This window comes from Chryseobacterium sp. 'Rf worker isolate 10' (assembly GCF_050753305.1).
GTDB lineage: Bacteria > Bacteroidota > Bacteroidia > Flavobacteriales > Weeksellaceae > Chryseobacterium.
Genome location: NZ_JBOZOF010000004.1, coordinates 182,611 through 206,153, shown reverse-complemented (window position 1 = coordinate 206,153; position 23,543 = coordinate 182,611). Strand labels below are relative to the sequence as shown.

21 protein-coding genes and 3 tRNA genes are annotated in these 23,543 nt (G+C 35.7%); 9 read left to right on the top strand and 15 right to left on the bottom strand.

Annotation, left to right across the window (positions count from 1 at the left end):
* Nucleotides 1-8: 8 nt before the first annotated feature.
* Entirely contained in the window at nt 9-779 is a 771-nt protein-coding gene (locus LKL37_RS18890; RefSeq protein WP_431611999.1) for a glycogen/starch synthase, read from the bottom strand.
* Nucleotides 780-950: 171 nt separating this feature from the next.
* Here LKL37_RS18890 and panC point away from each other — a divergent pair, with 171 nt between their 5' ends.
* Nucleotides 951-1,799 (top strand): pantoate--beta-alanine ligase, encoded by an 849-nt coding sequence (panC, locus tag LKL37_RS18885; RefSeq protein WP_431611998.1) that lies wholly within the window; start codon nt 951-953, stop codon nt 1,797-1,799.
* A gap of 187 nt (nt 1,800-1,986) precedes the next feature.
* Here the strand turns inward: panC and LKL37_RS18880 are convergent.
* From LKL37_RS18880 to LKL37_RS18870, 3 genes are all read right to left on the bottom strand, one after another.
* Nucleotides 1,987-2,059: transfer RNA gene (locus LKL37_RS18880), tRNA-Lys, on the bottom strand.
* A 55-nt stretch (nt 2,060-2,114) separates the two neighbouring features.
* Nucleotides 2,115-2,197, bottom strand: a tRNA-Leu gene (locus LKL37_RS18875).
* 35 nt (nt 2,198-2,232) lie between these two features.
* Nucleotides 2,233-2,305: transfer RNA gene (locus LKL37_RS18870), tRNA-Lys, on the bottom strand.
* Between the two features lie 115 nt (nt 2,306-2,420).
* On the opposite strand from LKL37_RS18870, the gene LKL37_RS18865 reads away from it, so the two are divergent.
* Nucleotides 2,421-2,936: a shikimate kinase gene (locus LKL37_RS18865; protein WP_431611997.1), complete on the top strand. Its 516-nt coding sequence runs from the start codon at nt 2,421-2,423 to the stop codon at nt 2,934-2,936.
* A 17-nt stretch (nt 2,937-2,953) separates the two neighbouring features.
* On the opposite strand, the gene LKL37_RS18860 is transcribed toward LKL37_RS18865, so the two are convergent.
* Nucleotides 2,954-3,391, bottom strand: a complete 438-nt coding sequence (locus LKL37_RS18860) for an RNA-binding S4 domain-containing protein (protein WP_431611996.1) — start codon at nt 3,389-3,391, stop codon at nt 2,954-2,956.
* A gap of 55 nt (nt 3,392-3,446) precedes the next feature.
* On the opposite strand from LKL37_RS18860, the gene LKL37_RS18855 reads away from it, so the two are divergent.
* A complete protein-coding gene (locus LKL37_RS18855) occupies nt 3,447-4,217 on the top strand; it encodes a hypothetical protein (protein WP_431611995.1) in 771 nt (256 codons plus the stop codon).
* Nucleotides 4,218-4,298: 81 nt separating this feature from the next.
* Here LKL37_RS18855 and LKL37_RS18850 read toward each other — a convergent pair whose 3' ends face one another.
* The 5 genes from LKL37_RS18850 to LKL37_RS18830 form a co-directional block, all read right to left on the bottom strand.
* The gene (locus LKL37_RS18850; RefSeq protein WP_431611994.1) at nt 4,299-5,816 is read right to left on the bottom strand and encodes an FMN-binding glutamate synthase family protein; all 1,518 of its coding nucleotides are present in this window, start codon (nt 5,814-5,816) and stop codon (nt 4,299-4,301) included.
* A gap of 54 nt (nt 5,817-5,870) precedes the next feature.
* The gene (gene mtaB, locus LKL37_RS18845) at nt 5,871-7,217 is read right to left on the bottom strand and encodes a tRNA (N(6)-L-threonylcarbamoyladenosine(37)-C(2))-methylthiotransferase MtaB (protein WP_431611993.1); all 1,347 of its coding nucleotides are present in this window, start codon (nt 7,215-7,217) and stop codon (nt 5,871-5,873) included.
* A gap of 66 nt (nt 7,218-7,283) precedes the next feature.
* On the bottom strand, nt 7,284-7,874 hold the full coding sequence (locus LKL37_RS18840; RefSeq protein ID WP_431611992.1) for a DUF1572 family protein: 591 nt from the start codon (nt 7,872-7,874) through the stop codon (nt 7,284-7,286).
* 88 nt (nt 7,875-7,962) lie between these two features.
* Nucleotides 7,963-10,065, bottom strand: a complete 2,103-nt coding sequence (locus tag LKL37_RS18835) for a T9SS type B sorting domain-containing protein (RefSeq protein ID WP_431611991.1) — start codon at nt 10,063-10,065, stop codon at nt 7,963-7,965.
* Nucleotides 10,066-10,255: 190 nt separating this feature from the next.
* Nucleotides 10,256-11,053, bottom strand: coding sequence for a hypothetical protein (locus tag LKL37_RS18830; RefSeq protein WP_431611990.1), 798 nt, complete (start codon nt 11,051-11,053; stop codon nt 10,256-10,258).
* A gap of 205 nt (nt 11,054-11,258) precedes the next feature.
* On the opposite strand from LKL37_RS18830, the gene glgP reads away from it, so the two are divergent.
* A complete protein-coding gene (gene glgP / locus LKL37_RS18825) occupies nt 11,259-12,923 on the top strand; it encodes an alpha-glucan family phosphorylase (protein WP_431611989.1) in 1,665 nt (554 codons plus the stop codon).
* Nucleotides 12,924-13,020: 97 nt separating this feature from the next.
* Here the strand turns inward: glgP and LKL37_RS18820 are convergent, their stop codons facing one another.
* Together LKL37_RS18820 and LKL37_RS18815 are read right to left on the bottom strand one after the other, a co-directional pair.
* The gene (locus LKL37_RS18820) at nt 13,021-13,209 is read right to left on the bottom strand and encodes a DUF6496 domain-containing protein (RefSeq protein ID WP_431611988.1); all 189 of its coding nucleotides are present in this window, start codon (nt 13,207-13,209) and stop codon (nt 13,021-13,023) included.
* A gap of 11 nt (nt 13,210-13,220) precedes the next feature.
* Nucleotides 13,221-13,694 (bottom strand): hypothetical protein, encoded by a 474-nt coding sequence (locus LKL37_RS18815; protein ID WP_047377895.1) that lies wholly within the window; start codon nt 13,692-13,694, stop codon nt 13,221-13,223.
* Nucleotides 13,695-13,819: 125 nt separating this feature from the next.
* On the opposite strand from LKL37_RS18815, the gene LKL37_RS18810 reads away from it, so the two are divergent.
* From LKL37_RS18810 to LKL37_RS18800, 3 genes are all read left to right on the top strand, one after another.
* Entirely contained in the window at nt 13,820-14,041 is a 222-nt protein-coding gene (locus LKL37_RS18810) for a bacteriocin-like protein (RefSeq protein ID WP_431611987.1), read from the top strand.
* A 92-nt stretch (nt 14,042-14,133) separates the two neighbouring features.
* Nucleotides 14,134-16,263, top strand: coding sequence for a S9 family peptidase (locus tag LKL37_RS18805; protein WP_431611986.1), 2,130 nt, complete (start codon nt 14,134-14,136; stop codon nt 16,261-16,263).
* Nucleotides 16,264-16,271: 8 nt separating this feature from the next.
* Complete coding sequence (locus LKL37_RS18800; RefSeq protein WP_431611985.1) at nt 16,272-16,982, top strand: hypothetical protein; 711 nt, start codon at nt 16,272-16,274, stop codon at nt 16,980-16,982.
* A 49-nt stretch (nt 16,983-17,031) separates the two neighbouring features.
* On the opposite strand, the gene LKL37_RS18795 is transcribed toward LKL37_RS18800, so the two are convergent.
* The 3 genes from LKL37_RS18795 to LKL37_RS18785 form a co-directional block, all read right to left on the bottom strand.
* Nucleotides 17,032-17,850 carry a GLPGLI family protein gene (locus LKL37_RS18795; RefSeq protein ID WP_431611984.1) on the bottom strand — a complete coding sequence of 273 codons (819 nt, stop codon included), beginning with the start codon at nt 17,848-17,850 and terminating at the stop codon, nt 17,032-17,034.
* Between the two features lie 8 nt (nt 17,851-17,858).
* Nucleotides 17,859-19,421, bottom strand: a complete 1,563-nt coding sequence (locus LKL37_RS18790) for a vitamin K epoxide reductase family protein (RefSeq protein ID WP_431611983.1) — start codon at nt 19,419-19,421, stop codon at nt 17,859-17,861.
* Nucleotides 19,422-19,493: 72 nt separating this feature from the next.
* Nucleotides 19,494-19,676: a hypothetical protein gene (locus LKL37_RS18785; protein ID WP_431611982.1), complete on the bottom strand. Its 183-nt coding sequence runs from the start codon at nt 19,674-19,676 to the stop codon at nt 19,494-19,496.
* 263 nt (nt 19,677-19,939) lie between these two features.
* Here LKL37_RS18785 and LKL37_RS18780 point away from each other — a divergent pair, with 263 nt between their 5' ends.
* The gene (locus LKL37_RS18780; RefSeq protein WP_105704065.1) at nt 19,940-21,595 is read left to right on the top strand and encodes a peptide MFS transporter; all 1,656 of its coding nucleotides are present in this window, start codon (nt 19,940-19,942) and stop codon (nt 21,593-21,595) included.
* 132 nt (nt 21,596-21,727) lie between these two features.
* Entirely contained in the window at nt 21,728-23,482 is a 1,755-nt protein-coding gene (locus tag LKL37_RS18775) for a peptide MFS transporter (RefSeq protein ID WP_431611981.1), read from the top strand.
* Nucleotides 23,483-23,543 lie beyond the last annotated feature (61 nt).

Genomic DNA, 23,543 nt, shown 5'->3' with positions numbered 1-23,543 from the left:
ATGTGTTTTTAATAAAGTTGATTAATAGAATCTATGTCAAGATATTCCGACTTTTCGATGGCTGTTTCGTTGAAAGCCTTATCCAGGTCTTCATCCAGAAACTCGTCACCTTTCACAACGGCATTTACATAGTTCATACTTTCGATAACAAAACTTTTAATTGTTGGATTATCTAACGCTTTTAATCCTGAAATATTATCAAACTGTAGTTTTTCGTCGATTTTTTTATCCAGATCAGCATCTTTCTCATTATACAGAGAAAGTACGATTTTTGCGTCTTTGAAATAAGTATCTGATTCGTAGTAAGTTTTAAGATAAATTGGAACAAAAGAAGACATCCATCCGTTCAAATGAATAACATCTGGTACCCAGTTTAGCTTCTTAATGGTTTCAATAACTCCTCTTGCAAAGAAAATAGCTCTTTCGTCATTGTCTTCGAAAGGGGTTCCTTCATCGTCGAAATAATATTGTTTTCTTTTGAAGTATTCTTCATTGTCAATAAAGTAAACCTGAAGTCTTTCCCCCGGAAGAGACGCTACTTTAATGATCAGAGGCTGGTCCAGGTCATTGATAATGATATTCATCCCTGAAAGACGGATTACTTCATGAAGCTGGAACTTTCTCTCACTTATTTGTCCAAATCTTGGCATAAAAACTCTTACATCATTGCCTTCTTGGTGCATCTTAAGTGCCATTTTGTTTACCACTGCAGCCATATTCGTGTCTTCTTGATATGGATACATCTCTGTAGTAATGTACAGTATTTTTTGATTCGGCATAAACTTTCTATCTAATTTTTGTAAAAATGCTTTAATGTGCAAAATTACAAAAAAACATCCAACATTATTTTAATTAACATTTTTTTACGAAAATTCCCTATCCCAAATTATTAAAAGTACATATTATTATACGATATTTTTAGTATTTTTGAAATAGTATTAAAATAAACTATGGAAGTTATAAAAAACAGGAAAGTCCTTCAGGATTTCATTGAAAGACAGAAAGAAATGGGAAAAAAAATTGGCTTTGCCCCTACTATGGGCGCTTTGCACAAAGGCCATCTTTCTCTGTATGAAGAGGCAAGAAAAGAAAATGACCTTGTTATTTCTTCAATTTTTGTAAATCCTACCCAGTTCAACAATCCTGAAGATCTTGAAAAATACCCAAGAGATATTAACAGGGATATACTTATCCTTCAAAATTCCGGGCTTGTAGATGCTGTTTATATTCCTGAGGTAGCAGATATTTACCCTGAGAAAACTGAAAGCCAGCGTTACGATTTTGACGGATTGGAAAATGAAATGGAAGGAAAATCAAGACCTGGGCATTTCGACGGAGTGGGAACCGTTGTCGAAGAGCTTTTCAGACAAGTACAGCCTGACAGTGCTTATTTTGGAGAAAAAGATTTTCAACAGCTTGCTATTATTAAGAAAATGGTAGAGAAAAAGCATCTTCCCGTTAAAATAACCGGAGTTCCTATCTACAGAGCCGAAAACGGATTAGCATTAAGCTCAAGAAACCAAAGACTTCATGAAGATAGAAAAGAAGCCTCAAAACTTATTTACGAAACATTAAAGAAAGTAAACGATTGGTTCAGAACAGTTACGATACCGGAAATAAAGGAAAGGGTGACAGATATTTTTGATGATCAGCAGGGAATGAAGCTTGAATACTTTTTGATTGCCGACGAAAACACTTTACAGGAAACTGATTTTTTCTATAAAGACAGAAATTTTAGAGCCTTTATTGTTGTAGTGGTAGATGGCGTAAGATTGATTGATAACATGCACCTGGATTAAGACAATATCCTTATATATTTATAAAAACAAAAACTCTGACCATAGCTGTCAGAGTTTTTTATTGATAATAATTATTGTTTCTTTTATTCAGTTTTAATACAAAAATCAAAGGCCTCCTGAAGGAAGCCTTTGAAACACCAAATCACAAAATATTAATATGAAAAAAATTTACTTTTCAGTAAACTTGTGACCCGGCTGGGATTCGAACCCAGGACCCATACATTAAAAGTGTATTGCTCTACCAGCTGAGCTACCGAGTCGGCCACAATTAAAATGAAATAAATTTCAATATTAATTATAAAATTTTCTTTGCAGTGCCTGCGACTGGACTCGAACCAGCACATCCTTAGGAAACCACCCCCTCAAGATGGCGTGTCTACCAATTTCACCACGCAGGCAATAAAATTACAAAATAAGTAATATTTATTGCTAGTGACCCGGCTGGGATTCGAACCCAGGACCCATACATTAAAAGTGTATTGCTCTACCAGCTGAGCTACCGAGTCGGCCACTTGTGCAACAAGTTTTCATTTAAGTAATGTCCCTTGTTTTAAGTGGTGCAAAGATATGACTTTTTTCTTTATCTCAAAACTTTTTCGCAAATTTGTTAAAAAAAATTTCATGGTAATTTCATTGATCGGATACATGGGAAGTGGCAAATCTCACATTTCCAAAATATTAAGCGAAAAAATCAATTTTAAATTGATTGACCTCGATAAAGAGATTTCCAGAAGAAATAAATTAACCATTCCGGAAATATTTGAAAAAAGGGGTGAGATTTACTTTAGAAAGCTGGAAAGAGAGGCCTTGGAAGAGATATTGGCTTCTGCCGAAAATATAGTTTTAAGCCTTGGTGGAGGAACTCCTGTGTATTATAATAATATGGAGATCATCAATCATAACTCTAAAAGTGTTTTTTTAAGAAGTTCAGTAGGAACGTTGGTTGAAAGACTTTCAAAACAGAAAGAAAAAAGGCCGTTGATTGCCAATATTTCCGATGAAGACCTCCCGGAATTCATCGCTAAACACTTGTTTGAAAGAAATCAGTTTTACAGTAAAGCACAGTTTACGGTAGGTACAGATTCCAGAGAACCGGAAGACATTGTGACAGAAATAATAGAAAAGCTCTATCTCTAGAGCTTTTCATTGTTATTTTAATCTTCGTTTTCTCCTTCATCACCTGTCTCACCAAAGAAATCATCCCAATCTGTAAAATCAGAATCAATATCATTTCCTACATAATCATCCATCTCTCGTCTGTCTTTTTTGGTAGGCCTTCCTTCTCCCTTGTTTCTGTAATAGTCTTGTGACATTTTACGAAGTTTCAATAATTCGTACTGCTCTTTATCTGTGACATCCTGTATGTGAAGTGAAACCAATTTGGCTCCTATTCTGCTTTTAGGAATCTGAATTACCTTTATTTTATAATCAATCTGATTCTTACGGATTTTAATAGTATCTCCTTCTTTTACCTCTTTAGATGACTTTACGGCAGACGTTCCTATAGAAACTCTATTCTTTTTAATCTCCTCTGCTGCAATACTTCTCGTCTTATAAAAACGAATGCTCCATAAAAATTTATCTATTCTCATAATTTTTTATACTTTTGCCGTTATATTATTTGTAAAGTAATTAAAGTTTTTTGAAATGAAAAAAATATTTTTATATATCCTTGCAGGATCTTTGTGTTTTTCTGCTTGTAAGAAAGATGATGACACGTCAACCTATGTAGAGCCGGAAGACATTAATACTCAAAACACCTATGATGATCAAGCCATTAAGAAATTTATGGATGAAAATTATCTGGATGCGCAGGGAAATGTAAAAGCTTTTAGTTCCACAGATACTTCAGATGATAATGAAAAGAAATTATCTGAGTTGAGTCCTGTAACACTTCCTTCAGGAACTATTTATATCATGAGAAACGGAGCACAGCCTTCACCAGCAGAAGAACAGGTTATTGGCAGCACGGATATTCTTAAAGTAATGATGAAAGCCACTACTTATCTGGCGATCAATACAGACGGACAGTCTTTATTTACTGCTGCTACAGATTTCATGAATACAATCAATGGGACTGGAATTCCTGCGATTGACCCTAAGTTCTATTATATTTCTGATGTAGACGGTAAAAAAGATCCATTGATCGAAAATGCAACTACTGATGCTGCAAAACAAAGAAGTTACTATGAGATTGAAGGATTCCGTGAAGCAATGCAAAAATTTAAAGCATTTAATAACTATCCTACTGCATCACCCTATAACCTTCAGGGGGTAATTATTGTTCCTTCAAGAGCAGCTTTCGCAAGAGATCCTTATTTCCCTTACAATTATCCAGGTTACAGCCAGGTAATTTCATTAAGAAACAAGACTTTTGTTTTCAACTTCCAGGTGTATAACAGAGCTACAAGACCATAAGATATAACATCAAAGTTTACATAAAATAAGAACCCCGCAATGATTATTGCGGGGTTTATTTATATTGATATTTTTATCAGTTTAAGATCTTGCCTTCTGTTTTACATTTCCTAAGATATCCGGGAAATAAAGGTCTGCAAGGTGGTCGAATTCATCTCCTCTCATAAACATGGTAGCATCTACCTCTTCATAAGAACTTCTTCCGGCAGCAGCAATCAGTTCATTGCAGGTATGAAGTGTGTTTTTATGGAAGTGATATACTCTTTCGGCCTTATCAGTTACATCAAGCCCTTTGATAAGCATTTTATCCTGTGTAGCAACTCCTGTAGGACAGTTGTTTGTATTACATCTCAACGCCTGAATACATCCTAAAGAGAACATAAATCCTCTGGCATTGTTACACATATCTGCCCCCATTGAAATAGCTCTCAGAATATCCAGACTGGTAAGAACTTTCCCACTGGCAATGACTCTTAATTTATTTCTTACGTTGTAATTGTTAAGTGTTCTGTTCACAAAGATCAAAGCGGGTTCCAATGGCATCCCTACTCCATCCGAAAATTCCGGTGGTGCAGCTCCTGTTCCTCCTTCTGCTCCGTCTATGGTAATAAAGTCAGGGTAAATTTTCAATACATTCATCTGAACGCAGATGTCCTCAAATTCTTTGGTATCTCCGATACAAAGCTTAAAGCCTACCGGTTTTCCTCCTGAAAGTTCTCTCAAATGCTGTACAAACCTCAGCAGTCCTGCTGCATCAGAAAATGAAGTGTGTGATGGTGGTGAAATAACGGTCATACCCGGTGTTACGTGACGGATGGCTGCAATTTCCGGAGTATTTTTTACGCCCGGAAGTACTCCTCCGTGTCCTGGTTTAGCTCCCTGTGATAATTTGATCTCAACCATTTTCACATTAGGGAGTGTAGCATATTTTTCAAAAAGCTCAGGATTGAACTTTCCTTCTGCGTCGCGACATCCGAAATATCCTGTCCCAATCTGCCAGCAAAGATCACCTCCTTCCATGTGGTGAGGTGAAATTCCTCCCTCTCCTGTATTATGGTAAAAATTTCCTTTTTTTGCGCCTCTGTTTAATGAAATCTGAGCTCTGTCACTCAATGCTCCGAAACTCATTGCAGAAATATTGAATAATGACGCATGGTAAGGCTGTGTACACTGCTCTCCTCCAACCCATACTCTCGGAAGTTCTTCTGATGGTGATTTGGCATAAATAGAATGCTTGATGCCTTCATATTTTCTGTGATTCACTTCCAGTTGTGTACCAAAGGCTACGGTATCACTTAGGTTTTTTGCACGTCTGTATACTGCAGAACGCTGATTTCTTGGAAATGGTTTCCCGTCTGTTTCCCTTTCAATGAAGTATTGCTGCATTTCGGGTGAAATACTTTCGAAAAAATACCTGAAGTATCCCAATACAGGAAAGTTCCTCAAAATAGCATGTTTCGACTGGTAAGCATTGTAAACACCCAATGCATAGATGGCGGATAACAGCGTTGGTATCCAATAATGCGCTCTGATCAGCAGTGCTATAATCCATGTAGCAGCTACTAATACAATTCCCCAAGATAAAAACTTATCTCTCATGAATGTAGTATTTAAAAGTTTAAAAATAAATTTAGTAGAATTTTTGCAAAGAGCCTATGCTTTTGCTAAAAAACTTTGGTAAGAAGATTGCACAGAAACCGTGCCATCTGACAGGATTTTTTCTAAATTTAGAAATTCGATTTGGTTTATTGATGCAGGATCAAAATCTTTCTGGACTCTCACATAGTTTTCTGTGAAGCCAAACATTTTCCCGTCTTTATTTTCGTGCTCCCAAAGAACTGGAAGTGTTTTTCCAAGTTGTGTCTGATAGAATGCCATTTTCTTCTTTTCAGAAAGAATTCTAAGCATTTTATTACGTTTTTTTCTTTCAGGTATCGGAACAATACCGTCCATTGCAGCAGCCTCCGTATTTTCTCTTTCTGAATAGGTAAATACGTGAAGGTAAGTAATAGGAAGTTCATTAAGGAAATTATAAGTTTCCATAAATAATTCCTCTGTTTCTCCCGGAAACCCTACAATAACGTCTACACCGATAGCCGCATCAGGCATTACCTCGCGGATCTTGTTTACTCTGTCATTGTACAGTTTTGTCAGGTAACGGCGTTTCATCTTTTTCAAAAGATCATCGCTTCCGGACTGTAAAGGGATATGAAAATGCGGAACAAAGCTTTTACTTTTAGAAACCAGCTCTATACTTTCATCTTTTAAAAGGTTGGGTTCAATAGAAGATATACGGATTCTTTCAATCCCTTCTACTTTATCCAATTCCGAAATAAGATCAAGGAACGTATGCTCGTGTCTTTTATTTCCAAATTCTCCTTTACCATAATCACCGATATTCACCCCTGTAAGAACAATTTCTTTGATGTCTTTTGCAGCAATTTCAGTGGCATTTCTGAGAACATTTTCGATAGTATCGGAACGTGAAATTCCTCTGGCTAACGGAATGGTGCAATAAGTACACTTATAGTCGCAGCCATCCTGTACTTTCAGGAAAGCTCTGGTTCTGTCTCCAATAGAATAACTTCCGATAAAGAAGTCGGTTTCTTCAATTTCACATGAATGAACTACTCCTTCACTTTCAGATTTCTCCAAATCGTCAAGGTAGCTCAGAATATTGAATTTTTCTTTTGCACCTAAAACAAGGTCAACCCCTTCAATCTGTGAAATTTCTTCAGGTTTTAGCTGTGCGTAGCATCCTACAATAACGACCAGTCCTTCCGGATTGGCTTTCATTGCTCTTTTTACATGAAGTTTACATTCACGGTCTGCATTTTCTGTCACAGAACAGGTATTGATAACATACACATTCGCTTTATCATCAAAACCTACCTTGTCATAACCTGCATCTGTTAATTGACGGGCAATAGTAGATGTTTCTGCAAAGTTAAGTTTGCAGCCAAGTGTATGAAACGCGGCAGTTCTGTGAAAAGTAGACATTTGTTACTCCTGAATTTTATGGGTGCAAAGATAGTAATTTTAATAATAATCCAAGATTGATTGAATCTATTGTTTATATTCGTCCCTTACTTCAGGACTGTTTTGAAAGCAGACAGGTGATGAATTGGCATCAGGCTCAAGACTTGAAAATTTCGTTTTCATTTCAGTATTAAACTCTTGAGAACGGTTTCTGGCAATAGACAAGGTATTCCAGTCTTCATTTTTTATCATTTTAGCGATATAAACAATCTGACCGATATGATATGGGTAATGAGCCAGCTGTCTGAGAACAGCATCAATCACCGGGTGTGCTTCACCCCTGATATACGTTACCGAATAGAGATTATCATCATTTATTTTTTCAAGGGCATCAAAAAAACACTTCCATCCCTGTTCCCAAAAATCCAGAACCTGTTCTTTGGTTGTGAAGATATTAATAAATTCTCCGTCACGGTTACACCATGGTTTTTCTCCGTCCTCTGCCAGGAAATTGGTCCATCTCGACAGCATATTTCCTGCAATATGTTTTACAATGATGGCAATAGAATTACTTTCTTCATTGTACTGCCAGAACATCTGATCATCTGTCAGCTGGCCGAATGTCTTATCACCAAGCGATTTATAATATTCAAAACGTTTTACAAACAGGTCTTTCATTCTTTCTAATTTGATACCCAATTTAACAACTTTAAAAAAATAAAACCACTTCAGATGAAGTGGTTTTATCTATGTATTTTATTGATCTTTATTCTCTATTTTTCACCAGTACCCAACCGCTAAATTTGATGGGCGTATTCTTCTTATCATTTTCATTCCAGGTGATAGAATACCAGTATGTTCCGGTAGGAACTCTGCGTCCGCCCTGGGTACCATCCCATTTATAGCCATTTGATCGGTCTGCCTGGAAGATTTTGTTACCATATCGGTCAAAAACATTCATAATCAGGCTTTGTTTATTGGCTAATGCAGAATAATCAATCACATCATTTACTCCATCGGCATTAGGGGTAATCACATTGACCAGATTAGGTACCACAATTCCTATTTCTATCGGATCGCAGTCGTAGGCATCTTTTACATATACTTTGTGATCTCCTCTTGAAAGATTATTGAATACATTGGAATCCTGCCAGATAATATTATCAATTGAATATTTATAAGCCGGATTTCCTCCTATAACAGATATTGTGATGGTATTATTTGAAATATCAATACCGGAAACAACAGGCTGATCGGAAGGAAGTACTTTCACCGTTTGTGTCGTAATACATTCTCCGGTTTTCAGTTTTACCCAATATACTCCGATTCCCACTTTGATTGTTCTTGTAGTAGCTCCTGTACTCCATTCATAACTTTTAAATCCAGCTCCTGCATCCAGCGTTGTCTGGTCTTCCGCACAAATGGTCACATCCTTAAGCGTATCAGAATATACAGGTGCAATAACGACTAAAGTAATACGGGCTACGGCATAGCATCCCTGAGCATTGGAAACTCTTACATACACAAATCCATTAGGTGCAATATAATTATTGGCATTCAAAATTTCATTGGTTTGATTAATAGCGTCTGACAATGAGGGATAATATTTCTTCGTAGGATTCGTCTGTCCTGTTACTGACGCATTTACGAGATTGAAAGAGGCTGTGGATGGATTAGCTTCTATGAAACATGATCTCAAGGTGACCTCATTCACTACCACTACCGGATTAAACTTCAGTGTAATCTGTGCAATGGCAATACAGCCAAATTCGGATATTATTTTCACATAAATAACCCCTTCCGCAGATACGAAGGCCATCGGAGTTGTAATCTCATTGATCCCGGCATTGAGATCCGCCATCGTATGATAATATTTCTTAGTAACATTCGGATTGGCGATTACGTCAGCGGTTGTTAAATCAAATAATGCAGTTCCTGCATTGTTATTGTTACAGGCAGTTAATGTTACATTATTAGCCGTAATAGCTCCATTTTTGAATTTAAATGTTCCAACCTGTTTACATTTATTAAGCGGATTGGTTGCATTAGTGGGATCAGTATAATTGATACTGTAATAATAAACCGTAGTTGTATTGACTGTTATAGGAGCTGTAATCGGATTATTTCCTGTTAAGGCATCATTCTGAGTCAGGTGATAACTTACGCCAAAGTTCTGATTTCCATTAAGAATCCCCGCAGACAGGGTAGAAAAATCAAATAAGGCTGTAGGAGAACATATTACAACTTCTCTTGGGTCTGCAGGATTTGCCGCAGGAATCCCTGGAGGATTAAATGGCTGGGTCTGAATACCTGGGTCTGTAAATGGAGAAGCCAATGTTGCAGTTCCGCCCCAGGTTAAAGAAAATGGAGCTGTTGTAGAACTTGTAGCGCTTACCCAGTTGTCAATAAACAAATAATACGTTTGTCCCGGCAAAACGTCCAGATATCTGCAATAAGGAGTCAGAGAACCTCCGGCAGCACTTAAAAGAGTACTGGTCATATTCAATCCTGTTGCAGGACCTGGTCCGATAACGGTTGCAGCATTACAACGTATTGGAGATCCTAAACTTCCACAGGTAACATTAGGTCCAAAAATTGCCCAGTCATAATCGGCATCCGGATTATTTGGAACCAAATCGAATGTAAGTGTTCCGCCGGTAGCAATTGTGATTTTATACCAAATTGAATTGTGCTCTCCGGTAAAATCTATACAACTTCCGGAATTCACCAATTCTTTTATGTTACCGTATCCTGTAGGGCTGTAAGTGATATTTGAGTTTCCACAAACTGACAGCGCCGTAGCACAATCTGCCTGAGAATAATAAGCATGAGAGATACAAAGAAGTATGAAAAGTAAAAGTTTTCTCATAGATTATATGTTTTTGTGGTTTATTAGTTATACATCATACTGATATTCAACGTACACCAAATATACCCATATTTTAATTACAAACAACAAAATCTATATAATTTTAAACTATTTTAAATTAAAACACCAAATGATTTAAAATTATTCATCTTATTCCAAATTAAAGCAAAGAATAACCAAATGACGAAATTTATTTAATACTCGTAATATTTCCACATAGATTTTCGAGGTGGAATATTTTATGGAAAGGACTTTTTACTTCTTTCAAATGTTCTTTATCCTGAATAAAAGTATATCTTGAGGCGATAGAATTCATGTCCGAGACAATCACCAGCCAGCATTCATCTACAGAGGTGTCATAATAAGGAAATTTTTCATTTTTCTTTTCGATGAGCTCCAGTATTTTCTCCGAGCAGAGCTCATCAAAAAGATTCATATTATACTCATGGGTAATAAATACATTTCTTCGGTGAAAAGATTTCCTGATGCTTTTTACACAGCCTATTGCTTTACTTTTTTTAATGCTTTTATAGATACTAATGATATTTTCCTGCTGTACTTCCAGATTATCAAATTTTGTTTCCGGGTGGAATTCTAAAAAATAAACACCACGATATTTCGTAGTGTCTTCCTGTTCTAATAATATTTCTGCCTGACGGAACATCTTGTTCAAAGTACTTTCCACTTTCTTCATTTCCAGATGGTTGATTACTTCGGTCAGTTCTATTCCGATTTTTTTGTCGTTTAGCTTTGCGATAAAGTCAGGACTCTCGCAGGTAAGGTTTTCAAATTTCACATCGGGGAAATGATGCATAAAGGAGTTAAGTAGAAGAATCTCTGATTTCTTTCTGTATTTTTCACGATCATGAAGCGGAGATTCGTCTATCGTACGGTGATACTTTTCCATCGGCTTTTTTTTCAAATGCCTGTTCAGGTAGTATAAGCTAAGATTCTTTATCAGATCTTCCTCAGAAAACGTCTTTTTCATGTGTGATTTTTTTATTTAATTAAAGAACACATGCAGCCATGGGCTTTCATCGTTAAAAGTTTTTGATAATCAAAAATTTACACACTTAAAGATAAGTAAAAAAACTATTCGATACTTAGTTTTACTATTAATTTATCTATTAATTAATGTAAAGTTTATTTTCATAATTAATACCTTTGCCTTTTTTAAACACAAATACATATTTATGGATTTTAAGAATTTCAGAATACCTTACAATATTAACCCTCAATACTCCAAAAGAACGGCCTATTTTTCAATGGAATTTGCTCTTGAGCAGGTACTTAAAATATATTCGGGAGGACTTGGATTTCTGGCAGGATCTCATATGAGGAGTGCTTACAACCTTAAGCAGGATCTTATCGGAATCGGTATCCTATGGAAGTTCGGTTATTATGATCAGGCGAGAAACCACGATCAGACTTTACAGCCGGTATGGACAAAGAAAATGTACAGCTTTCTTGAAGACACAGGAATAAAATTTCAAATCGAAATCCACAGTGCTCCGGTTTGGGTAAAGGTATGGTATCTTGATCCTGAAATTTTCAATACGGCACCCATGTTTTTCCTTTCCACAGATGTTCCGGAAAATGATCATGTTTCCAAAACAATCTGTCACAAACTATATGATGCCAATGAATCTACCAAGCTTGCTCAATATATTTTATTAGGAAAAGGAGGTGCTAAGCTACTGGACGAAATGAATGTTGAAAGAGATGTGTATCATCTTAATGAGGCTCACGGACTTCCGGCAGCATTCCATCTTCTAAAAAAATACAACGGAGATCTTAGTAAAGTCAGAGAAAAATTGGTTTTTACGACTCATACTCCTGAAGAAGCAGGAAATGAAAAGCATAATTTCAAACTATGTTATGACATGTCTTATTTCTCCGGTTACAGCATGGAAGAAGTAAAAAGCATTGAAGGTTCTGATGATGACCGTTTCAATCATTCCCTTTGTGCATTAAGAATGGCAAGAATCGCGAATGGAGTTTCTCAGCTTCATGGTGTAGTTTCCAGAGCGATGTGGAGTAAATATCCCGGCATTTGCGAAATTACTTCTATTACCAACGCTCAGGAATTTAAATATTGGTCTGATACACCTTTATACAACGCAAAAGACGAAAATGAAGCAACTGTTTTTGACTCCCGTAAAAAATATTTAAAGAAAAAACTTTTCAGCATCGTTGCAGACCAGACAGGAAATTTATTTGATCCTAATGTCTTTACCATTGTCTGGGCGAGAAGATTTGCAGGCTATAAACGAGCAGATCTCCTTTTGCACGATAAAGAAAGATTCTACAGACTTCTGAATAATCCGAAATATCCGGTACAGATCATTTGGGCAGGAAAACCTTATCCAATGGACTATTCTGCTATTTCTACATTCAATACTTTGGTGGAAGAAAGTAAATATCATAAAAATATAGCGGTTCTTACAGGTTATGAGCTTTCTTTAAGTAAATCTTTAAAGCAAGGTTCTGATGTATGGCTTAATAATCCAAGGGTTCCAAGAGAAGCTTCAGGAACTTCAGGGATGACAGCAGCCATGAACGGCTCTGTCAACTTATCCACAGATGACGGCTGGATCCCGGAATTTGCCAAGCATGGAGAAAACTCTTTCGTCGTTCCAAAAGCTGATTATCAGAATATGAGCATCTACGAGCAGGACAATTATGATTTGAATACATTATATGAAATTCTGGAAAATGAAATTCTTCCTATCTATTATGACCGCCCTGACCAATGGAGAAAAATCCAGCACAATGCAATGAATGATGTGAAAGATCACTTCAATAGCGACAGAATGGCGGATGAATATTATAGAATATTGTATAATGAAGAGAAATAATCCATCCGATTACTTATTACGATAATTAGTGATTTTTATAATTTCGCTTATCAATACAAAATGCCCGGAAAATTTTTCCGGGCATTTTTATTAAAGTTTATTTGCTTTTTTTCTTTGAAGGTACTTTTAAACCTTCTTCTCTTGCTTCAGAAATACCGATGGCTACGGCTTGCTTTCTGCTGGTCACTTTCTTTCCGGAAGAAGATTTAAGTTTTCCTTCCTTAAATTCGTGCATTACTTTTCCTACTTTGTCCTGAGCTTTGTCTGAATATTTCGTTTTGCTCATGATCCGATTTTTTAAGATTTTGGCAGGGAAACCCCTAATTCATAAACACAGGCATGTTTCAAATATTTTGAACGCTCTCTCGATGTTACCGATTCAAAATGATCATTTTTGATCACAATAATCGGGTCTTCTATATTTTCAATTTCAAAATTGGCAAAATATCGTTCATCCGGACTGGTTTTATCATTCCTTGCTTTAATTTTCTGCAGTTCATCCGCATATTTTCTGAATCCGGGATCTGAGGAGTGGATAAATTTGTATTCATCGCCTGCATACACATGGTAATGAATTTTTTTCTCTATCAAACCTGCTTCATCAGTAATTTCGGGGTTATCATTTCCGTCTCTAAACACTACTTCCACCAATGTTCCTCCTTTTTTATGAGCGCACTCTTCTGCGTCGTTAAAACTGGAAAAACCTGTATAAACAATCTGATCGTTTAATACATAACGGTTCAGTTTCTGGTTGTATGCATTCGTTTCCATAATTATCATTTGATTTGATTTATACTTATTATATATTCAATTTTTTTGCCAAATTGCCTTTTTTAAGAAATTCGTTAATGAATATTTTTTATTACCTTAGATTCGAAAACTAAAAAATATTTACCATGAAAAATCTAAAAAAAATGTCGAGACTTCAATTAAAAGAAGTACACGGAGGTGTTTTACCCGGAATGAGAAGATGTGTAGACGAAGTGACCTGCAAAATCAGAACCTGGTGGATTGGAGGTGGATTAAACTCTCCCTGCACAGCTGCATATCCTTTCTGTGCTCCTGAAGGATATTACCCGCCGGAAACAGAAGACCCGGGAACGATGCACGAAGCTTAATGAAAATACAGAATCAGGACAACAGTCCTGATTTTTATTTTATATGGTTATGTAAGCAAGAATTATTAAATTTGGAATCATTAAAATTGAAAATGAAAAAACTCCTATTAACTCTTACTGTAGCTGCTGTATTCCAAAGTGTATCAGCACAGGAAATTACTTTAGATAAAATATATTCAGGATATTACCGTGGAAAAGGGATCGCTGGGATTACTTCGATGAAAAACGGTGAAAACTATCTTGTGATTGAACCATCGGGGATTGCAAAATATTCTTACAAAACTTCGCAGAAAGAAGGAAATCTTGTAGACGGAAAGTTTGAAAGCTATATTTTTTCTGATGATGAATCTAAAATTCTTCTACAGACAGGAAGCCAGCCTATTTACAGACATTCTTTTTTAGGGAAATTTGATGTAAAAGATTTAAAATCCGGAAAAGTAATCAGCCTGAATGAAGGCAAAACGGTTCAGGAGCCAACATTTTCACCGGATGCGACAAAAGTAGCATTCATTTCTGACAACAATTTGTTCTACCAGGATCTTGCCTCAGGAAAAATCACACAAATTACTACTGACGGTAAAAAAAATGCTATCCTTAATGGTTTGGCAGATTGGGTATATGAAGAAGAATTCGGACACGCAAGACAATATGAGTGGACAAAGAATTCTGATGCTATCGTATTTGTAAAATCCGATGAAAGCCAGGTTCCGGAAATCTATATTCCAATCTATGGAAAAAGCCTTTACCCGGCTGAAATGCGTTACAAATATCCAAAAGCAGGTGAGAAAAACTCTGTAGTTTCAGCACAGCTATACCGTCTTGATAACGGGAAAACAATGCAGCTGAACTTAGGTTCTTTCAAAAACTACTACATCCCGAATGTATTTCAGACTGCAAAAGCGGACGAAATTGTTTTAGTTACTTCTGAAAGAATTCAGAATGCTTCAGATATTTTAAAAGTAAATACTAAAACAGGAGCTGTTCAGAAATTATTCACCGAAACGGATGATAAGTGGATTGACACAGACAGCCCTACTCTAGAGTTCCTTGAGGATGATTCTTTCCTTTGGTCTTCTGAAAGAGATGGAAACCGCCATCTTTACTGGTATGACAAAGATGGTAAACTTAAAAAGCAGATCACAAAAGGAAACTGGGAGGTAACAGATTATTATGGTTTTAATCCAAAATCAAAAGAGATCTACGTTCAGACCACTGAAAAAGGTAGCATCAATAAGGTTGTTTCTAAAGTGAATATTGAAAACGGAAAATCTCAGCTGATCTCCAATGCAGAAGGGAACAACTCTGCCAATTTCAGCAAAAACTATAATTATTTCATTGAAACCTCCTCTACCGCTTCAAGACCGTACACGTATGTTTTAAAGGACGGAAACGGAAAGGCAGTGAAAGAGCTTCAGAACAATAATGATCAGCTACAGAAATTAAAAACGGATAATTTTGTTGAAAAAGAATTCATCACCATTCCAAATGCTGTAGGTGACCAAATGAATGCCTGGATCATGAAGCCTAAAAACTTTGATCCGAATAAAAAATATCCTCTGTTTATGTTCCAGTATTCAGGACCAGGATCTCAGCAGGTTGCTAACTCATGGGATAACGGAAATGCAATGTGGTTTAATCACCTTGTACAAAAAGGTTATATTGTAGCTTGTGTGGACGGACGCGGAACCGGCTACAAAGGAGCAAAGTACAAGAAAGTAACCTATATGAACTTAGGAAAATATGAGATTGAAGATCAGATCACTGCTGCCAAGTGGTTCGGAAACCAATCTTATGTTGATAAGAGCAGAATCGGAATGTTCGGATGGAGCTTCGGTGGTTATATGACCAGCTTAGCAATGACGAAAGGAGCTGATGTTTTCAAAGTGGGAATTGCTGTAGCACCGGTAACGAACTGGAGATATTATGACTCTGTATATACCGAAAGATTTATGAGAACACCTCAGGAAAACCCCGACGGATATGATAAAAACTCTCCTACGGAATACGCTAATCTGTTGAAAGGAAAATTCCTGTTAATTCACGGAACGGCTGATGACAATGTTCATTTCCAAAATTCTATGGAATTCTCCGAAGCTTTGATTCAAAACAAAAAACAGTTTGATTTCATGGCTTATCCGGATAAAAACCACGGGATCTATGGCGGACAGACTAGACCACAATTATATCAGAAAATGACGGATTTTATCCTGAATAATCTATAATATTCAAAATGAGAAAAATTATTTTATCTGCATGTATTTTGTTGTCACTTTCTGCTCAGTCTCAAGTAAAAGCATTAACAGAAGATGGGAAAGAAGTTGTTCTTTTAGACAATAAAACATGGAAATTTGTAAACGAAAGTGACGAAAAAACTCTCGAGACAATTATAACGAATGAAGAGCCATTTGAAAAAACAAAAGAATCTACATTCCTTGTAAAAAGTAAAAATGTAGATGGAGGCTTTTATTACAATCCTAAAAAATGGAAAATAGTAAAAGCTCCGGAAAGTGCAACCTTTGTAGAATATGCGTTTAATAACATTTCAAATTCTACAGTGTATGCATTATTCGGAAGCGAAATCATGCCGGTTCAGACTTTAAAGAATTTAAAAGATATTCTTATTCCTATTATTCAAAGAAATTCAGATTATTTTAAATTAAAAAAATCCGAATATAGAACTGTTAATGGGATTAAAGTACTTCATGTAGAATACGGTGCCAATGTTAAAGGGCTGGATTTTGAATATATAGCAAACCTTTATCTTACCAATGGAGGTTACTGCAGTGTATCTACCCATACCTATGCTAATCAGTTTGATGCCAATAAAAATGAAATGGAAAATTTTGTTAATGGTATTGTAAAAGCAGAAAAAGCAAAAGCAACAACTGTGGAGATTACAGAAGGATCGCCTCCACCAATGGCTCCGAAAAAATCTAAATAATAAAACTCCCTTTCAGAAGTTCTGAAAGGGAGTTTTATTAGCATATTCATCAAGGATATTTTACAGCTTTATCCAATTCTATAGGATTATTAAAGGCTTTTAATTTTTTTCTTTCGTTGGCTTCTGCCGGTTTCAGCTGTTCTTTGGAGAGAACCGTTCCGTCATCAAGCAGCAACTTTTTTCCTTCGGGAATTGTAAGATTTCCATTCAAAACATATTTAAAAGGATTGGAATAAAGATCTAACTTCAATTTATTCAATTCTTTCTCATTAACAGGAATAGCTCTGGAGGTAAAACTTTCTAATGAAATATGCTGATAACCTTCCGGAATTTTTTCAGTTTTAATGACTTTAAAATAATAATCTTTTTTTGTGTCATAAAGCTCCATAATCAATCCGGGTAAACCATTGAATTTATAGGGTCCGTAAGAAATTGGGATATCTTTGGAAAACCAAGCAATCCAACTTCTTCCACCAAACTCCGTTACAGCCCTTTGAACGTGATAACCTTCAAATGTTTTGATACTATCTGAAATTTTCCAACTCTGTTCTGCTTTTCCGTTAATTTTATAGAAGTTCACATCACCAATGTATTCATAGTTTTGATAGGATGGGTTATTCTTTTTTTTGATGAGAAAAGAGGTCAGTCTATTAATTGGAGATTGTCCGGTAGTAGTAAATACAGAATCCCTAATATAATACAACCTGTTATAATAGGTTATATCTCGTTTTGTGATGTCCAGATAGTAATTTTCTTTAGTAATATCTTTTAAGGTTGAATCTTTCTTGTATTTGACCTCATAGATGAACCTGTTGTTTTGTGAAAACATCATGCATGTTCCCAGTAGTATAAATAATAAATTTTTCATAACTAATTTTAATTTTCAGATAAAAATTCCGGGATAAAGAACTCCAGATCTGCTCTCTCATACTGAATCGGATATTCCATATCATTCATAAAGATATTGGGCGTAAAATGCACACTATTGCTGCTTACCCACTTTTCGTGTCCTTTTAATAATGCAAGCGCATTCTCTGAACTTCCAAAATATTTGGAATATTTTTTATACCATTCATTTTTGTTTTCACTATACCCCTGAACATCATACCAGCCGCTCAAGGCTTCTAAAAATTCTATTTTATTTTCGCTATTAATATAAATATTGGTAAGATTTAGATGAACCATTCTGTTATCCAAATCATCTCTACTAAGGTCTACATCAAAGAAAATATTGATTCTCAACTCATCAGAATATTTTTTAACCAGCTTCAGAAAAATGGGATAAAATTCTTTACAATGCTTACAAAAAGGATTGGTAACAAAAGTCAAAATTTGATCTGCATTTTCATTTCCAAACACAAAAGCACTTGAAAAATCTTTATTGGTCAATCTTTTCTGCAAAGACAAATTATTTTTGAAAAACTGATAGTTTCTCCTGAATTTTAAATTTCTTTTAAGGGTATTTTCATCTTTCTGTGCATTTTGATTTTTTGTTCGAAGGTTCAGCAAAACGATGAGAGAACCAAAACAGCCAATGATAAATAAGGCAATAGCACTACTATCAATTGGTTTGCTCGTAAAGAAAATAAGATTGGAAGCAAGCAACTGAATACATACAGAAGCTATGATTACCATGCAGACAGGGCAATATTTTTTAACCACAAATATCTGATAGAATAACGATAAGAAAGCAACGGGCACGAATGCAAATAGCCCATACCGATAGATCTCAAAAAAGAATTCGATGTTTTTTATCAGACTCAATACAATAAAACAAACGATCTGACCGGTAAAAAACAGCAGTGAAATCTCAGATAAATCGATTTTATTAAAAATTTTCCATTTTTTTGAATTAAAAACCAGGTCACAATCTGTATTCAGATAATCGCTTTTACACACTCCCACCGGTATAAATGTTCCTTTTCCATGAGTTTTTTTGTAGGCTTCATAGGCAAAGATAAATCCGATGAGACCAGTAGCAGCAAAGATTAGTTTCAAAACCAGATTAGAGGAATCATATCCGAAAAGAAACAGAAATAACAAAGCTACAATTCCCCAATTAACAGGGGCATACTGAAATTTTGTTTTTGTCTGGGGCTGCTCTTCAGATGGATCTACAATCAGTATTATATTTTCCCATTCTGAAAAAAAATATTCTGTTGGAGAACCATTAACTGTTATTCTGTTATTTTTATTGTTTACAACAGTTAGCTCTCCTTCTACTAAAGCCAAAAAATCCTCAGGTAAAATATCTTTTTCATCATTATCAATTCTGTAACTGTAATTTTCAATATTGAAAAAGTTTAAAGCATCAGAAAATGCCAGAAGGCTTGGGAAATCCGGATGCCCTTCCAATTGAAGTTCAAACTCATCCTTATCAATATAAATTTTATTATTATCCAGATAATTGATAACAGCAGTATAACTTTTGCGTGTCATTTTAATATCGCTTTTTGCATTTCAAAAAAATAGCAACAGTTTCCTGTTGCCATTTTAAAAGATTGACACTGATTACCCACAACAGAAAGTACCATTGCAATAAGAATCCCCATTTCCATTATGAGTATTTGCACAAGCAGCATTCGTACATCCACATCCTACACTTGCATCAGGAGCGACCATTCCTCCTTTAATTTTTCTTTGCTCATCTCTGGATAAAATTCCTTTCATCTTTTTTAAATCAAGTTTTTTCATAAAAATGTTTTTTTAAAATGATATGTCACTATTGACATTGACGAAAGTAGAAAACAAATATCACTACGAAAGGAAATACATATGTATATTTTTTGCGTTTTAACTTTCCTGTAAATTACCGGATGTGTACAGATTTTTATATATAGAAAACCCTTATGCACATTCATATTTCTTATTTATTTCATTAATCATTTACCGCAGTATTATTTATTTTATCAATTGAAATTAAAAACCTATTTTTGGGAAATTTGAAAATTGAATATATGAAGACTAAACATCCTAAAGGGCTGCCCTTTCTCTTTTTTACAGAAATGTGGGAGCGTTTCGGGTACTACCTGATTCTTGGAATCTTTGTTCTGTATGTCATTGAGCCTACCGGTATGAAAGGAGGGCTTGGACTGCCAGACAAAACTGCTGATGATATTTTCGGAACTTACATTGCCTTAACTTATTTAACCCCTTTCATTGGAGGATTCCTGGCAGACAGAGTGTTGGGATATATTAAATCTATTTATCTGGGTGGTTTTTTAATGGCTGCGGGATATATAGGAATGGGCGTTTTTAAAGATTTACCTTTATTTTATGCCTCTTTAGCATTAATAATAATAGGAAATGGTTTCTTTAAGCCTACTATTTCAACCTTATTAGGAAACCTTTATTCTGAGGAACCTTATAAGGCCAATAAAGACTCCGGATATAATATTTTCTATATGGGAATCAATATCGGAGCATTTATCTGTAACATTATTGCGGCATTCATGCGTAATAAATTCGGTTGGGGTGAGGCTTTTATCACTGCGGGAGTTGGAATGTTGATCGGGATGGTTATTTTTACAATCGGTAGAAAGCATTATATTCATGCTGCACAGATGAAACCAGTACAGGAAGGAGATACAAAGCTTTCAGAAATTATGCTGAAAGTATTTGTACCAGCTATTGTTGCAGGAGCCATAGGTTGGTTTATTCCTAATAATATCTTCGGAAGCGATAGTACGGATGCTTTTATTTTTGCATGTGTTCCTGTAATTTACTTTTACGCCTCTCTTTACTTTAAAGCTAAACCTAATGAAAAAGCATCGATCGGAGCTTTATTATCCGTATTCCTGATCAGTATGTTCTTCTGGGCTGTTTTCAAACAAAACGGAACAGCTTTGACAAGATGGGCCAATTATTATACAGACAGAAGTGTTCCCGCTTCTCTTGAAAAACCATTGGAAGGAATTTATATGGTGGACGGAAAAAGCTATGAAGACAAAGAAACACCTGTTTATGACAATCAGTTCCGTTCTCAAAAAGATGATAACGGGGAAACGAAGAAAGAAATGGGGAAAGATGTTTATTTTAAAAACATTTCACCTGAGCAGCGTGCTGCCCTTGAGAAAAACCCTGAAAATAAAGTATATCTGTACAATACGGAATTATTCCAGTCTATCAACCCGTTCTGGGTAATTGCTCTTACTCCTGTCATTGTAGGATTCTGGGCATTATTGAGAAGAAAAGGCAAAGAACCGCTGACACCTACAAAAATTGTCTTAGGATTATTCATTTCCGGACTTTCCTGTCTGGTGATGGTTTTAGCTGTAATGGCCGGAGATAACGGAGCGGTGAAAGTATCTCCATTATGGCTGGTTGCCAGTTATGGAGTAATTACTATCGGTGAACTATGTCTGTCTCCTATGGGACTTTCCTTTGTTTCCAAACTTTCTCCTGCAAGGATTACAGCATTGATGATGGGAGGTTTCTTCCTTGCCAATTCTGTTGGAAATAAGCTTTCGGGAATACTGGCAAGTACATGGTATAATTACGAAAACAAGACGAATTATTTCCTTGTGAACTTCGCTTTGTTAATATTTGCTACACTTTTAGGTCTTTCTATGTTAAAAAGACTGAACAAAATCATGAAAGAAAAAGGACATTAATCCTTGATATTATAACGATTAGCAAGCTGCGGAACTATTCCGCAGCTTTTTTATTTAAAAATAAAATTAAAACCTTGCCAAAAACCCAAAATAAACTATATTTGTCAGTCTTAACAAAAATTAACAATAGAAATGGATAATATTGAAGCATTGAGTCCGAAACCGGATGAATTTGTAGAGAATAAGAATTCCAGGCATCCTAAAGGATTATGGGTTCTTTTCGGAACAGAAATGTGGGAGCGTTTCAACTTTTATGGAATGAGAGCTCTTTTGACGCTCTTCATGGTAAATTCCTTATTAATAAAAGAAGCTGATGCTGCGATCATCTATGGTGGATTTCTAGCTTTATGTTATTTAACACCTCTTTTGGGAGGATTTATTGCTGATAAATATATAGGAAACAGATTCGCAATCATCATTGGTGGATCATTAATGGCTATTGGCCAGTTCTTATTATTCATTAGTGCTTCTACCTTCTCCGCAGATTTGGGTAGTTCCAAAATGATCATGTGGCTGGCATTATTCGTTATTATTTTTGGTAACGGATTCTTCAAACCGAATATTTCCTCAATGGTAGGAAGCCTTTATCCTAAGCAGGAAAAATCTAAACTGGATTCTGCTTTTACCATTTTCTATATGGGGATCAACATCGGAGCATTCTTAGGCCAGTTTATCTGTCCATACGTAGGAGACGTAAAAGATGCTACAACTGGAGTAAGAGATATCTTTGCTTTCAAATGGGGATTCTTAGCAGCTTCTATTGCGATGGTAATCGGAACTGTAACATTCTTTATCCTTAAAAACAAATATGTAGTAACTCCGGAAGGAAGACCTATCGGAGGATTACCGAAAAATAATACAAGTGCTGACTTCGAAGAAGGAGAAACTCAAACTGCTAAATTTTCAGGTCAGGCTTTAGGAATTACAGGAGGAATATTTGTTGTTTTATTCTTCGTTTTCAGATACCTTCTTGTAGGTGAGTTTGGATTCAATTCCGTAGAAATGGGACAACTGATCAAAGGAATCATTTATCCATTCATCTATTCAGCTGGTATTGCTCTTGCCTTCTTAATTATGTCTTCTGCAGAAAATAAGGTAGAAAGACAGAGAATCTGGGTAATCTACATTGTATCATTCTTTATTATTTTCTTCTGGGCAGCATTTGAACAGGCAGGATCTTCATTAACGTTTATCGCGGATAACCAGACTGACAGAAACATTTTCGGATGGAATATGCCTCCTTCAATGGTTCAGATCTTCAACGGTATTTTCGTAGTCCTTTTAGCAGTTCCTTTCAGTTTATGCTGGGACAAATTAAGAGCTAAAGGAAAAGAGCCTGTATCACCGTTCAAACAGGCAATGGGACTAGCATTAATTGCTCTTTCTTATTTCATCATTGCACACAATGTAAAAGATCTTGGAAACTCAGGATTATTAGCAATCAAATGGTTAATGGTATTATACTTCATCCAGACTTGTGGTGAGCTTTGCCTTTCTCCAATTGGTTTATCATTGGTTGGTAAACTAGCTCCAAAAAGATTTGCTTCATTACTATATGGTGTTTTCTTCATTTCTAACGCTGCTGGTTATGCATTAGCAGGCTCATTAGGAGCGCTTATCCCTGCAACAGGTGATAAATTCAAGAAAGCTGAAGAATTGGGAGTTAATTTACAGGATGTTTTGGATAAAAAAGTAACCCTGACAGCTGATCAGATTGCCGCTTTTGATAAAGCTCAGCTTCCATTACACAACCCTACTTTTGTAGGATTTGAAATTCACAATCTATTTGAATTCTTCATGGTATTCGTAGTACTTTGTGGTATTGCTTCTGTGATTTTAGGTTTAATTTCACCGATCTTAAAGAAAATGATGCACGGTGTAAACTAATTGTATCAACAAAATATAATAAAACCTCTGCTAAGTCAGAGGTTTTTTTTATTTTCGTACG

What these genes read in the sequence shown, in the direction of transcription:
- LKL37_RS18835 (WP_431611991.1), bottom strand. Translation starts at nt 10,065, where the DNA reads ATGAGAAAACTTTTACTTTTCATACTTCTTTGTATCTCTCATGCTTAT.
- mtaB (WP_431611993.1), bottom strand. Translation starts at nt 7,217, where the DNA reads ATGTCTACTTTTCACAGAACTGCCGCGTTTCATACACTTGGCTGCAAA.
- LKL37_RS18810 (WP_431611987.1), top strand. Translation starts at nt 13,820, where the DNA reads ATGAAAAATCTAAAAAAAATGTCGAGACTTCAATTAAAAGAAGTACAC.
- LKL37_RS18800 (WP_431611985.1), top strand. Translation starts at nt 16,272, where the DNA reads ATGAGAAAAATTATTTTATCTGCATGTATTTTGTTGTCACTTTCTGCT.
- LKL37_RS18860 (WP_431611996.1), bottom strand. Translation starts at nt 3,391, where the DNA reads ATGAGAATAGATAAATTTTTATGGAGCATTCGTTTTTATAAGACGAGA.
- LKL37_RS18830 (WP_431611990.1), bottom strand. Translation starts at nt 11,053, where the DNA reads ATGAAAAAGACGTTTTCTGAGGAAGATCTGATAAAGAATCTTAGCTTA.
- LKL37_RS18780 (WP_105704065.1), top strand. Translation starts at nt 19,940, where the DNA reads ATGAAGACTAAACATCCTAAAGGGCTGCCCTTTCTCTTTTTTACAGAA.
- LKL37_RS18815 (WP_047377895.1), bottom strand. Translation starts at nt 13,694, where the DNA reads ATGGAAACGAATGCATACAACCAGAAACTGAACCGTTATGTATTAAAC.
- LKL37_RS18775 (WP_431611981.1), top strand. Translation starts at nt 21,728, where the DNA reads ATGGATAATATTGAAGCATTGAGTCCGAAACCGGATGAATTTGTAGAG.
- LKL37_RS18785 (WP_431611982.1), bottom strand. Translation starts at nt 19,676, where the DNA reads ATGAAAAAACTTGATTTAAAAAAGATGAAAGGAATTTTATCCAGAGAT.
- LKL37_RS18890 (WP_431611999.1), bottom strand. Translation starts at nt 779, where the DNA reads ATGCCGAATCAAAAAATACTGTACATTACTACAGAGATGTATCCATAT.
- LKL37_RS18865 (WP_431611997.1), top strand. Translation starts at nt 2,421, where the DNA reads ATGGTAATTTCATTGATCGGATACATGGGAAGTGGCAAATCTCACATT.
- LKL37_RS18805 (WP_431611986.1), top strand. Translation starts at nt 14,134, where the DNA reads ATGAAAAAACTCCTATTAACTCTTACTGTAGCTGCTGTATTCCAAAGT.
- LKL37_RS18795 (WP_431611984.1), bottom strand. Translation starts at nt 17,850, where the DNA reads ATGAAAAATTTATTATTTATACTACTGGGAACATGCATGATGTTTTCA.
- LKL37_RS18855 (WP_431611995.1), top strand. Translation starts at nt 3,447, where the DNA reads ATGAAAAAAATATTTTTATATATCCTTGCAGGATCTTTGTGTTTTTCT.
- LKL37_RS18790 (WP_431611983.1), bottom strand. Translation starts at nt 19,421, where the DNA reads ATGACACGCAAAAGTTATACTGCTGTTATCAATTATCTGGATAATAAT.
- LKL37_RS18840 (WP_431611992.1), bottom strand. Translation starts at nt 7,874, where the DNA reads ATGAAAGACCTGTTTGTAAAACGTTTTGAATATTATAAATCGCTTGGT.
- LKL37_RS18850 (WP_431611994.1), bottom strand. Translation starts at nt 5,816, where the DNA reads ATGAGAGATAAGTTTTTATCTTGGGGAATTGTATTAGTAGCTGCTACA.
- panC (WP_431611998.1), top strand. Translation starts at nt 951, where the DNA reads ATGGAAGTTATAAAAAACAGGAAAGTCCTTCAGGATTTCATTGAAAGA.
- LKL37_RS18820 (WP_431611988.1), bottom strand. Translation starts at nt 13,209, where the DNA reads ATGAGCAAAACGAAATATTCAGACAAAGCTCAGGACAAAGTAGGAAAA.
- glgP (WP_431611989.1), top strand. Translation starts at nt 11,259, where the DNA reads ATGGATTTTAAGAATTTCAGAATACCTTACAATATTAACCCTCAATAC.